10 protein-coding genes are annotated in these 11,898 nt (G+C 36.4%); all 10 read left to right on the top strand.

Annotation, left to right across the window (positions count from 1 at the left end; genetic code table 11):
• Window positions 1-2: 2 nt before the first annotated feature.
• Window positions 3-1,460, top strand: a complete 1,458-nt coding sequence (locus H5087_RS12680) for an oligosaccharide flippase family protein (RefSeq protein WP_182672267.1) — start codon at window positions 3-5, stop codon at window positions 1,458-1,460.
• Window position 1,461: 1 nt separating this feature from the next.
• Window positions 1,462-2,865 carry a mannose-1-phosphate guanylyltransferase/mannose-6-phosphate isomerase gene (locus tag H5087_RS12675; RefSeq protein ID WP_182672266.1) on the top strand — a complete coding sequence of 468 codons (1,404 nt, stop codon included), beginning with the start codon at window positions 1,462-1,464 and terminating at the stop codon, window positions 2,863-2,865.
• Between the two features lie 33 nt (window positions 2,866-2,898).
• Window positions 2,899-4,320, top strand: a complete 1,422-nt coding sequence (locus tag H5087_RS12670) for a phosphomannomutase (RefSeq protein WP_182672265.1) — start codon at window positions 2,899-2,901, stop codon at window positions 4,318-4,320.
• 16 nt (window positions 4,321-4,336) lie between these two features.
• The gene (locus H5087_RS12665; RefSeq protein WP_182672264.1) at window positions 4,337-4,738 is read left to right on the top strand and encodes a 3-phosphoshikimate 1-carboxyvinyltransferase; all 402 of its coding nucleotides are present in this window, start codon (window positions 4,337-4,339) and stop codon (window positions 4,736-4,738) included.
• A gap of 223 nt (window positions 4,739-4,961) precedes the next feature.
• Window positions 4,962-6,365, top strand: a complete 1,404-nt coding sequence (locus tag H5087_RS12660; protein WP_182672263.1) for an undecaprenyl-phosphate glucose phosphotransferase — start codon at window positions 4,962-4,964, stop codon at window positions 6,363-6,365.
• On the top strand, window positions 6,349-7,563 hold the full coding sequence (locus tag H5087_RS12655; RefSeq protein ID WP_182672262.1) for an outer membrane beta-barrel protein: 1,215 nt from the start codon (window positions 6,349-6,351) through the stop codon (window positions 7,561-7,563). The genes H5087_RS12660 and H5087_RS12655 overlap by 17 nt, the downstream gene beginning before the upstream one ends.
• Window positions 7,563-8,081, top strand: a complete 519-nt coding sequence (locus H5087_RS12650) for a polysaccharide biosynthesis/export family protein (protein ID WP_182672261.1) — start codon at window positions 7,563-7,565, stop codon at window positions 8,079-8,081. Before H5087_RS12655 ends, H5087_RS12650 begins: the two co-directional genes overlap by 1 nt.
• Before the next feature lie 23 nt (window positions 8,082-8,104).
• Entirely contained in the window at window positions 8,105-10,312 is a 2,208-nt protein-coding gene (locus H5087_RS12645; RefSeq protein ID WP_182672260.1) for a polysaccharide biosynthesis tyrosine autokinase, read from the top strand.
• 14 nt (window positions 10,313-10,326) lie between these two features.
• Complete coding sequence (locus H5087_RS12640; RefSeq protein ID WP_182672259.1) at window positions 10,327-11,055, top strand: tyrosine-protein phosphatase; 729 nt, start codon at window positions 10,327-10,329, stop codon at window positions 11,053-11,055.
• Window positions 11,048-11,749 (top strand): VpsP family polysaccharide biosynthesis protein, encoded by a 702-nt coding sequence (locus tag H5087_RS12635; protein ID WP_182672258.1) that lies wholly within the window; start codon window positions 11,048-11,050, stop codon window positions 11,747-11,749. The genes H5087_RS12640 and H5087_RS12635 overlap by 8 nt, the downstream gene beginning before the upstream one ends.
• Window positions 11,750-11,898: the final 149 nt, after the last annotated feature.

The following is an 11,898-nucleotide window of genomic DNA, read 5'->3' as shown; positions in this document are numbered from 1 at the left end:
TTATGAGTAATTTGAGCAATAAGTTAAATCAGGCGATACTTAAAAGTTTAGCAGGTAAATATAGTTTATATATTTTTCAGATAATATCTTTGGCGATACTATCAAGACTTTACACTCCTCAAATGTTTGGAGTTTTGGCTGCTGTAACAGTATTAATATTGTTTTTTCAGTTGATTGCTACATCAGGTCTAGGCCCTGCGGTGATATACGCTAAGACTATTTCAATTGACCAGCGTGATGGTATTTTTACCGCTAGCTTTATTATAGGCATTGTTGGAGCCCTACTTTTTTATATTTTAACGCCTCATATAATGGGATGGTTAGAAATTGAAAATTTATCTTATATCAATTTAGTCTTGGCATTTAATATTTTATTTTCTGCTTTATCAATGCTCCCATTAGCTAGTTTGCAAAAAGATACACAGTTTTTATTAATCGCAAGAGCTGAAATATTAGCTGAATTGCTCTCATTAGCTGTGGCTGTGGTTATGTATTACCAAGGCTTTGGTGTTTTAGGTTTAATAAGTAAGCTAATGGTTGTGCCTATTATAAGGTTTGCTTTTTATCATTTTTCTTCTACAAAATCGTCAATTGGAAAAGCTCATTTTGGGAAGGATATAAAAGCGATATGTACATTGTTTGCAGTTGCTAAGTACCAGTTAGCGTTTAATATACTTAACTTTTTTTCTCGTAATTTAGACACCATACTTATTACTAAATATTTTGGTGCGGTTGCTGTAGGCTTTTATGAAAAATCCTACCAGGTAATGCGTTACCCATTACAGTTATTTACCTTTGCTATTACACCCGCTTTACAGCCTATTTTAACTGAGCATAAGGATAATCCTTTTATTGTAATGAAGGAGTTTTACCGTATAGCTATTAAATTGGCTTGCCTTGGGCTTTTTACCTCTATGGTATTATATTGGTCTGCTGCAGATATAGTATTAATACTTTTTGGCCCACAGTGGGAGAGTACAGTTTATATCTTAAAAGTTTTATCTGTTACCATACCATTACAAATGGTATTAAGTTCTACCGGTGGTATATTTCAAGCTTTTGGCGCAACAAAAGAAATGTTTTATTGTGGTCTTTTTTCATCCACAGCAAATGTTTTCGCTATTGTACTAGGTGTTCTTTCTGGCGATTTACTTACCCTATGTACATTTTTAGCATCCTCTTTTGCTTTAAATTATTTACAATGCTTTTATGTGCTTCATAAATATTTATTTAAAAGTTACCCTATTAAACACTTTTTAATGCTCACTACTCTCATAATAACTGGCTACTTAAATTTGTTTCATAATACAACTTTAAATGATGCATTGAGTATAGGCTACACGGATGCTTTTATAAATGTGTTAATTACAAGCTTGTTAACTTTCACAGTTGTTATTTCACTTTTTTTAACTATTTCAAGATTAGGTCTGCTAGAAGTAAGACCGTTAGATAAGGACTAAAATGATTTTACCTATAGTTATGGCTGGAGGCTCAGGCACACGTTTATGGCCACTTTCTCGTGGGAATTACCCTAAACAATTTTTATCACTAAGTGGTGATAAAACTATGTTACAAGAAACTCTCGTGCGTTTAGATGGATTGAGTCATAGCCCTGCAATGCTTATTTGTAACGAAGAACACAGGTTTATTGCTGCAGAACAGGTACGTCAGTTAGGAGTGGATCATTCAGGTATTTTTTTAGAGCCAGTAGGGCGCAATACTGCTCCTGCAATTGCTTTGGCTGCTTTTAAAGCGATTGAAAACAATCAAGATCCATTGTTACTAGTACTAGCTGCAGATCATGTAATAGAAAATATTTCAGCTTTTCAGGCCAGTGTAGAGCAAGCATCAATACTTGCTGAGCAAGGTAAGCTCGTTACATTTGGTATTACTGGTAATAAACCTGAAACAGGATACGGTTATATTAAACGAGGAGAGCCTTACCAAACAGGTTTTGTTGTTGACAGTTTTGTTGAAAAACCGGATTTAGCTACTGCTGAAACTTACATAGAAAGTGGTGAGTATTACTGGAATAGCGGTATGTTTTTATTTAAAGCTAGTGAATATTTAAATGAATTAAAGACGTTTAGACCCGACATATATAAGGCATGTGAACTTGCTATGCAGGTGCAGAATGATGATATGGATTTCGTTCGTGTAGATAAAGTGGCATTTGAATCATGCCCTGATGAATCCATTGATTATGCAGTAATGGAGCATACTAAAGATGCAGTAGTTGTACCTATGGACGCTGGTTGGAGTGATGTTGGTGGATTTACTGCTTTATGGGATGTTTCAAACAAAGATGAAAATGGAAATGCATTTAACGGCGATGTAAAGGCCGTTGATACTAAAAATACTTTAGTGCTTGGTGATGATAAGTTAATAGCAACTGTAGGTGTTAAAGACCTAGTGATTGTAAGTACTAAGGACGCAGTATTGGTCGCTCACAAAAGTGAGTCGCAAAAAGTAAAAGCCATTGTTCAGCAGTTAAAGAATGAGCAGCGATCAGAGGTTACGTTTCATCGTGAGGTATACCGCCCTTGGGGGAAGTATGACTCGGTAGATAGTGGAGAGCGTTTCCAAGTTAAGCGTATTACTGTTAAGCCTGGTGCTAAGTTGTCAGTACAAATGCATCATCATCGAGCAGAGCATTGGATTGTGGTTTCTGGCACGGCTAAAGTACACTTGGACGGTACAGAACAGTACTTAACTGAAAATGAATCTGTGTATATACCAATTACAGCCGTACATGCCCTAGAAAACCCTGGCAAAGTAGACCTCGAGCTTATAGAGGTGCAGTCAGGTTCGTATTTAGGTGAAGACGACATAGTGCGTTTTGAAGACCGATACGGTCGTTCTTAAAAAATAAAAATTTAGTTAATTATAGAGGGTACTATGGATAGTTCGGTTGTTATTAAACAAAGCGGTATAGAGTTTGGCACATCAGGTGCTAGGGGACTTGTAAGCAATTTTACACACGAAGTGTGTTTTGCATTTACGTTAGCGTTTTTAAGTACCCAAACCGGTGTTAAACGTATTGCTATTGCTATTGATAACAGACCGAGCAGCCCAGCGATGGCGAAAGCCTGTATCAGTGCAGCCAAATCTGTAGACGTTGAAGTTGATTACTTCGGTGTTGTACCCACCCCAGCGTTAGCTTACGCTGCGCAAGCTGCCTGCCTCCCTGCAATTATGGTGACAGGTAGTCATATCCCCTTTGATAGAAACGGTCTAAAATTTTATACAAAAACTGGTGAAATAACTAAACAAGATGAGGTTGCAATAATTTCGTCTAGTACTCATTTTGATCAAATAGATTTATTGCCTTTACCTATCTCTGATATGCGCGCCTTTAACCTGTATTTAAAGCGTTATATAGATGTGTTTCCTGCTAACTTATTACATTCAAAAAGAATTGGAATATACCAACATTCAAGTGCAGGCAGAGATTTATATCCCGACTTGTTTAAAGCGCTAGGGGCAGAAGTTATATGTCTTGGCTTTAGTGACGAGTTTGTTCCAATTGATACAGAAGCCGTCGCAGATTCTGATCGAGAGCAAGCGAGAAAATGGTCTGAAGAATATAATCTAGATGCTATTTTTTCTACCGACGGTGATGGTGATAGGCCGCTACTTGCAGATGAAACAGGAGAATATTTTACAGGTGATATATTAGGTTTGTTAGCTTCAAAGAGTTTAGGTATTGATGCGCTTGCTGTACCTGTTAGCTGCATAACTAGTATAGAAAAAAGTGGTTATTTTAAAAAGGTTATACGTACTAAAATAGGGTCTCCTTATGTGATTGAGGAATTCGATAACTTAAAACAAAATTTTAATTCTGTGGCTGGTTTTGAGGCAAATGGGGGGTTTTTACTAGCGTCATCTATTATCATTGATAATAAAAAGCTATTACAGCTACCCACAAGGGATGCCATCTTACCCGTACTGGCAGTTTTAAATTTGGCCGGTAACTTTGCCCTTTCAGGCTTAGTAGAATCTCTCCCGCATAGATTCACTTTTAGCGACCGCTTAAAAGCCATCGAAAAATCTAAAAGTAAGAGCGTTATTGAACGAGGTATATATGAGGTTGATGAGCTCGTTGCAGATTTAGGTTTAAGTCACCTCAAATTAGAATCTAAAAATTCTACTGATGGGTTAAGGCTAAGCTTTAATAACGGTGATGTTGTCCATTTACGTCCCTCTGGTAATGCACCTGAATTACGTTGTTATACTGAGAGTGATAGCTTGAAGGGGGCAAGGGAACTATCAAGTATCACTTTAAATTCCGTTAAAACACTCATTAACGAGATACATTAATAAAAGAGTAATCTGAATGAGTTCTTCACTTAAAAAAGACCCTGCAATACAAAGCTTATTAAAACGGATGCCCGAAAATGTGCAGTCCAGCTTTTCTGACGATCAGTTAGCTCATTTAAAAGTTGCTATTGGTGCAAGGCAGTGGGGTAAACATACAATAGATTGTAGAGGGGTAATTAAATTTTTTAAATATAGGTATTATTTTGTTTTGTTAGCAGGTAGAAATAGGCGAGAGCTTAGCGAACAAGAACAGAAAATAGCGGCATTATCACAAGTTATCACAATATCTATATTTTGTTTGTTTGTAATTACAGTTTTACTATTAATTGTTTATTTGATCAAATCTGCGTTAGGTATTGATATATTTAGTGATTATTCTTTTGGAGTATGGTCTTGGTTTCGGGGGTTGTTTAAATAAAGGCACGATATTTATGTTTATGTTTACAAATGTTTGTGGAATTTACGTAAGTTTATATTTGTTTGTTTTATGCAACTTACTCACTAGTTATAAGTTTTTTGCTTATTATTGCTGTATATATACAATAAGCAATATTGAATACTTTAGTATGATGCTGTAACATTTGTGGCGTAGTTTTGTGGAGCTGATTCACTTTTTAAGATATCTATAGGGATACGATAGTATGACATCTTCAAGGACGTTTAAGCCAAATGGCTCGTCTGATGCAAATTTTTATCGTTTGTTCGATATTTTTGCGTTATTTTTAGCCTTTCAATGTTCTGCTTTATTTTATAGCTTCGAGCTTTCGCCCATTTATATGGTTTCAGTTTTAACCGTTGCTTTGAGTTTTTTATATTGCGCTGAAATATTTTCTGCTTACCGCTCTTGGCGAGCTGGTAAATTTAGAACCATGGTACTTTGTGCTTGGGGGGCTTTATTTGTAGCCTTTGCTGTACTGCTGTTTATATCGTTTAGTTTTAAGTTTACTGAATCGCTCTCTCGAATTGGTTTGGGTTTGTGGTTTTTGCTTAGTATTGTATTTTTGTATGTTTGGCGTCTAGCAGTACACCTATTTAAAAGAAGCCGAAGGAAGTTAGGCCTGAATTTACGTAATGTTGCAATTGTTGGGGCAACAGAATCAGCGGTCAATTTGTATAATGAAATAATTAAAAATGATGAACTTGGTTTTAACTTCTTAGGTTTTTATGACGACAGGCAACCAGAACGACTTTTTGAAAATTCTACCAAGCACGATGTAGCTGGACGAATACAAAACGCGGTAGAAGCTGCTCGTAATGGTGAAATTAGCGTTTTATATATTGCTCTTCCAATGAAGGCTGATAAGCGTATAGCTGATATTTTACGCCAATTAGGTGATACAACGGTAGATGTGCATATTATTCCTGACTTTTTAATATCTAACTTAATACACGCGCGGATAGAGCATGTGGGTGATGTTGACACATTGAGCGTGTTTGAATCCCCCTTTATTGGTGCGCGTGAGTTTATAAAACGCACTGAAGATATAATAGCAGCCTCCATTATTTTAATGCTTATATCGCCTATTTTAATTGCCATTACATTTGCTGTTAAATTTACTTCTAAAGGTCCTGTGATTTTTAAACAAGACAGGTACGGGCTTGATGGACGTAGAATTAAAGTATGGAAATTCCGTTCAATGAGTGTTACCGAAAACAGTGCTGTAGTTACACAAGCTACAAAAAATGATGTGCGCATTACACCTTTAGGTGGTTTTTTACGCCGTACAAGCCTTGATGAGTTACCACAATTTATAAATGTTTTAAAAGGCGATATGTCGATAGTTGGGCCACGGCCTCATGCGGTTGCCCATAATGAGGAATATCGTAAAAAGGTTGAGTTTTATATGTTACGTCATAAAGCTAAGCCAGGCATTACAGGTTGGGCGCAAATTAATGGCTGGCGCGGCGAAACCGACACTCTTGATAAAATGGAAAAACGTGTGGAATTTGACTTACATTATATTAAGCACTGGTCGTTATGGTTTGATATAAAAATTATTTTTATGACAATTTTTAAAGGATTTAAGAATGCAAACGCATACTAAAAAACTAGCCCCTATTTTTGCTTTGTTAAGTGTAGGGTTTGCAGCTCCCGCAGCAGCAAATTTAAAGCCTGGTAGCGTTATGACTAAGGATGGCGCTGAAATTACGCCGACTTTACAAACAGGGCTTAGTAGTAATAATAACTTTTTTAGCACACCCGATAATGAAGAGTCGCGATTAATTTGGACTATAACTCCTAATGTTAAAGCGGTTATTGATGATGGCCCAGATAGTTATAGCTTAGACTTAGGAACTAGCAGTTCTTTACACAATAAAGATACAGCTGATAACTTTACCCAAGTTAATATTGGTGCCGGTGTACATAAAGAGTTTACTAGTCTACATCGTTTAGATATTAACGGTGACGCCGATTGGCTTTACGAGCCCCGTGGTAGTGGTTTAACTGAAGGCTTGGGTGATGCAGTAAATGAGCTTGTAAAGTATCAGCAACAAAATGTTTTAGTGCGCTACGAATACGGTACACAAAGTTCAAAAGCGCAAGTTGCTTTAAAAGCTGGTTTTTTTAGTAAAAAATATCAAAACTTTAGAGAAATATCGCAATACCGTGATTATGATAAATCGTTAATTGGTGTAACTGGCTACTATAACACCCAAGCTTCTACACGTACATTTTTAGAGGTTAAGCAAGAAAACTACCGTTATGATTTTTTACAAGCTAATGGTATTTCACGTGATAGTGATGATGTAAAAATACTACTTGGTATGGAGTGGGAAGCAACAGCGGTTACATCTGGCTCGTTTAAGTTAGGTTATCAAAATAAAGACTTTAGCGCTAATGAGCGTGAAAATTTTAGCGGTTTAAGTTGGGAGGCGGGTGTTAACTGGCAACCACTTAGCTACTCTACTGTACAATTTACAACAAGTCGCTCAGCTAAAGACCCATTAGTAGAAGGTGATTACATTAAAGAAAGTACATACGGTATTAATTGGACCCATAACTGGAGTGACTATTTGAGCTCACTCGCTGGTGTTAATTATACTGACGAGCAATATACTGGCGATGTAGGCCGTAAAGATAAATCTAAAAGTGCTCGTTTAGGTTTAAACTACGTTGCTAGTAATTTTGGTATGGTTTCTACTTACGTCGATTTTATTGATAAAGATTCTACTCAAAGCGCAATAGAGTTTGACCGCGTTATTGTTGGTGTTAATTTTACATTTGCTTTAAAGGCTAATTAATGAAGTTTATTTTTAGTTTAACGCTGCTAGTTTTAAGCAGCGTTTGCTTTGCTCAAACAGCACAAAGTTATATTTTAGGTGCTGGCGATAAGGTTGAAATAAAAGTGTTTGGCCAACCTGATTTAGAGGTTACTGCACTTTTAGGTAATAGTGGTGAGGTTAATTACCCATTTTTAGGTAAAGTAAAACTTGCCGGGCTTAATACATCAGAGGTTGAACAAGTTATATCGCAAGGGTTAAAGCCTGAATATTTAATAAACCCCAATGTATATGTTCAGGTTATTGAGTACCGCCCTTTCTATATTCACGGTGAAGTTAAAGAGCCTGGTGCTTACCCTTACCAGCCTGCTATGACAGTTAATCAAGCTATTGCACTAGCGGGTGGATTAACTGAGCGTGCCTCGATTGACAAAATATATATATTTAAAGAGCAAACTAAACAGCAGCAACAAAAAGGTAATTTAAATAGCCAAATTGCAGCGGGCGATACCATAAAAATAGAACAACGCTTGTTTTAAAGTAGTTTACAAGGCAGTAATTAATGAATCAAATAAATGAAACTCAGGTCAATAATGAAGACATTATTGATTTTAGCGCTTATCTTAATGTTCTTAGGCGCGCAAAATGGCGTATTTTGAGTTTTGCGACCGTTGTTACTTTATTAACAATAATGGTAGCACTAACGTTAATACCCAAATATGTTGCTACTGCAACTTTACTTATTGAGGCAGAGCAAACTAAAGCAGTTAGTTTTGATGAAATATATGGACTAGATTCGACTAAAAAAGAATATTATCTGACGCAGTTTGAAGTAATTAAGTCCGACAGTATTGCCCGCGAAGTAATTACTAAACTTAATTTAAAAGATCATACAGATTTTATTGCAAAACCGTCAGTGTTAGGTGAACTTAAAACAGCTATAAAAGAGCAACTCCCTTTTTTAAATAAAAAAGAAGAAACGATATATTCTCCTGATGAACAAGCTGACCGTGAAATGTTAGGCTTGCTAACTGCATTTAAATCTCGCCTTTCTGTTTCACCTATTCGTAAAACGCAATTAGTGCAAGTAAGTTTTGAGTCAAGCGATCCTAAATTAGCAGCGCTTGTAGCGAACACTGTTGGTGAAGTTTATATAGATAGCCAAATGCGAGCAAAAATGGGGATTACTCAACAAGCTTCCAGTTGGTTAAATACACGCTTATCGCAATTGCGAATTCAGCTAGATGACTCAGAAGTTCGCTTGCAAGCTTACCGAGAGCAGCAAAAACTTGTTGATATTGAGGGTATAGCAGGGCTTGCTACGCAAGAGCTTGAACAGATATCGCAGCAGTTAATTGTTGCACGCAATGAAAAAAACAACCTTGAAAGTATTAACCGTGTAATAAGTGAGTACGGAAATAATAACTTAGAGCTTTTAGGCAGTATGCCGGAAATCACTTCGCATAAAGTAATACAAGATGTTAAGCGTGAGGTGATACTAGTTGAGCGTAAATTAAGTGACTTAGGTGAGGTTTATGGCCCTAAACACCCTCGCATGATCTCTGCTCAAGCTGAGCTTGCAACGGTAAAAAACAATTTAAATAAGCAAATTAAGGGCCTTATTACCGGCATTGAAAAAGAGCTAAACCGCATTACTCGTACTGTTAGTGCGCTTGAGCGTGACTTAGTTAAAATACGTGCAGAATATCAAGATATTACCCGAAAAGAAACCCAATATAACCAACTAAAACGCGAAGTTGAGACTAATCGAAATATATTTAATACGTTTTTATCTCGCTCTAAAGAAACTGAAGTAACAAGTGATTTTAGCTCTGCTGCCGCACGTTTTACTGATCGTGCCTATGCCCCAAACAAACCAGCAAAACCAAATAAAAAGCTTATTATTATTTTAGCTTTTATAGCTAGTTTTGGTTTTGCAGTAATTATGAGCTTTATATTTGACGCCCTTAACGATACTGTTAAAACCAAAAATGATGTTGAAAGTAAGTTAGCACAGCGCATGCTGGGTTTATTACCGCATGTAAAAATACCTAAAAATAGTGTTTTTCCGATTCACGCATATCTTGATGACAATTACAGGCGTTTTGCTGAATCAGTTCGTACGTTCAGAACTAGCTTGTTATTAACTCAGTTAGAGCGTGATCATAAAGTAATTGCAGTTACATCAAGCTCACCGGGTGAGGGTAAAACAACGACCTCAGCTAATTTAGCTATGTCGCTTGCACAAATGGGTAAAGTATTATTAATTGATGCAGATTTACGTAAACCAAGTATTGCAAAGCGCTTTGATATACCAGTATTTCACCCAGGGTTAAGTAATTTAATTGTAGGCACAGAGCAGTTAAGTGAGTGTATACATGTTGATGTGCAGTCAGGCGTAACTATTATGCCAAGTGGTCAGATTCCTAGTAACCCGTTAGAGCTTTTATCTAACGCGCGCTTTAATGAAGTAATTGATGGCTTGAAAGCTCAATATGACCATATAATTATAGATACACCACCAACACAAGCCGTGAGTGATGCGTTAGTTGTTGCGCAAAGTACAGACTCGGTAATTTATGTTGTTAAGTCTGATATTACGCGAATTAAGCCTATTAAGGCGGGTATTGAGCGCTTGTTTGAATCTAAAGCTCATGTTGCAGGTATTGTGCTTAACCAAGTAGATATGAGTAAAAGTAAAGACGAGCATAGCCATGGTTATTACGATTATTACGATTACTCGCAAAAACCTGAACAACCTAATGCATAGTTAAATGCAAATCTATGATTGATATTCATTCCCATATTTTGCCAGGAATTGATGATGGTGCTAAAGATTTAAATGAATCTTTAGCACTATTAACTATTGCGCAAAATGATGGAATAACTCATATGGTTGCCACGCCACATATACATATTGGGCGATTTAATAATTCGGCTTCGCAATTGTATAGCGAGCTTGCTAATTTAAAAGCACAGGCATTTGTAAATAATATTGGTATTAAACTAGCTGTGGCCGCTGAAGTTAGGCTTGATGTAGAGCTAATGAGTTTAGTGCTTAGTAATAAACTCCCGTTTATTGGTACGCTTAATTCAGTAAATTATTTATTATTAGAACTCCCGCATTCGCATGTTCCCCAAGGCTACGATAAGTTTATAAATTGGCTAGCTAAACAAAATATAAAAGTAGTTATTCCTCACCCTGAGCGTAATCGCGATATTCAAGCTAATCCTTTTTATATTGAGCGTTTAAAGCAATTAGGTTGTGAGTTTCAATTAACCGCTTCAAGCATTGAAGGTGCATGGGGTGAAACTGCTAAAAATATTAGTATAGATATGCTAAAAAAGGGTTTAGTAACCTATGTTGCATCTGATGCTCATTCAGTTAAGCGTAGGCCGCCTATTTTGAGTAAAGCTAAGCATATAGTGAACGAGTTGATAGGCAAAAATGATGCACATAACTTGTTTTTCACTAACCCAAAGCGTTTAACTGAGTCGTTGTTTAATGATTAATATAAATACAAACCGCCTCACACAAATTGTCATACTTGCAGTTATTACATTAGTAATAGGTTATCAGAGTTTACAAAGTATGCGTGCAAATACATGGTATTTTAATGCACTCAATATTTTAAAGCAGCCTGAAAGTACAATTACTCCTGAAGAGCTAGAGCTTGCAGATAGGGCAATTACATATGCAACTACGCAAGACCCTTCACAGTCACATTACTGGCAGTTAAGTGCTTATATAAAAATGCTCAATCTAGCTGCAATTAGCGGCCAAAATAATAATAAGCTTTTGGTTTATCAACAAGCGGAAAAAGATTTATTAAAATCATTAGAGTTAAGGCAAACATGGTCAGAAACGTGGATTGCACTGGCACAAGTAGTTAGTTATCAAGAAGGGCCTACAGAACGAGTATATGAGTATATTCAGCAGGCTAAAAAATTTGGGCCGTACAAGTTTGATGTGCAGCTTGGTATTATTCAAATAGCGCTAATGAACTGGCAGAAACTATCTCCAAAGTATAAAGCATTGTATGTTGCTGAATTAAATTTAGCCGTTGAATATGGTTATAAATTTTATCAAGTTTTTGAAGTGGCTAAGCAAGCTGATGCTTTGCCTATTTTATGTTTATCGCTTAAATTTGGCGCCAACTTTGAAGCTGTTAGAACCAGGTGGATCTTTAAAAAACATTGTAATTAGGTTGGTTTTGAAAGTGTTTAGCTTGTTTACGTTAAAGTGAAATGTTAAAAACCAATTGCACAAAGAGAAGAGAATGAGGAGTAAATGAGAAGACACCAAGTAAGCTATTCACGAATTGATTTATCACTTCTCTAAAAGCGCAGTGACTC

Origin of the sequence: Pseudoalteromonas sp. SR43-7 (genome assembly GCF_014163785.1) — a bacterium.
Classification (GTDB): domain Bacteria; phylum Pseudomonadota; class Gammaproteobacteria; order Enterobacterales; family Alteromonadaceae; genus Pseudoalteromonas; species Pseudoalteromonas distincta.
Note: the sequence above shows the minus strand (reverse complement) of the source record. Positions and strands in the feature narration are given on the sequence as shown.

What these genes read in the sequence shown, in the direction of transcription:
- H5087_RS12640 (WP_182672259.1), top strand. Translation starts at nt 10,327, where the DNA reads ATGATTGATATTCATTCCCATATTTTGCCAGGAATTGATGATGGTGCT.
- H5087_RS12635 (WP_182672258.1), top strand. Translation starts at nt 11,048, where the DNA reads ATGATTAATATAAATACAAACCGCCTCACACAAATTGTCATACTTGCA.
- H5087_RS12675 (WP_182672266.1), top strand. Translation starts at nt 1,462, where the DNA reads ATGATTTTACCTATAGTTATGGCTGGAGGCTCAGGCACACGTTTATGG.
- H5087_RS12660 (WP_182672263.1), top strand. Translation starts at nt 4,962, where the DNA reads ATGACATCTTCAAGGACGTTTAAGCCAAATGGCTCGTCTGATGCAAAT.
- H5087_RS12665 (WP_182672264.1), top strand. Translation starts at nt 4,337, where the DNA reads ATGAGTTCTTCACTTAAAAAAGACCCTGCAATACAAAGCTTATTAAAA.
- H5087_RS12655 (WP_182672262.1), top strand. Translation starts at nt 6,349, where the DNA reads ATGCAAACGCATACTAAAAAACTAGCCCCTATTTTTGCTTTGTTAAGT.
- H5087_RS12650 (WP_182672261.1), top strand. Translation starts at nt 7,563, where the DNA reads ATGAAGTTTATTTTTAGTTTAACGCTGCTAGTTTTAAGCAGCGTTTGC.
- H5087_RS12645 (WP_182672260.1), top strand. Translation starts at nt 8,105, where the DNA reads ATGAATCAAATAAATGAAACTCAGGTCAATAATGAAGACATTATTGAT.
- H5087_RS12670 (WP_182672265.1), top strand. Translation starts at nt 2,899, where the DNA reads ATGGATAGTTCGGTTGTTATTAAACAAAGCGGTATAGAGTTTGGCACA.
- H5087_RS12680 (WP_182672267.1), top strand. Translation starts at nt 3, where the DNA reads ATGAGTAATTTGAGCAATAAGTTAAATCAGGCGATACTTAAAAGTTTA.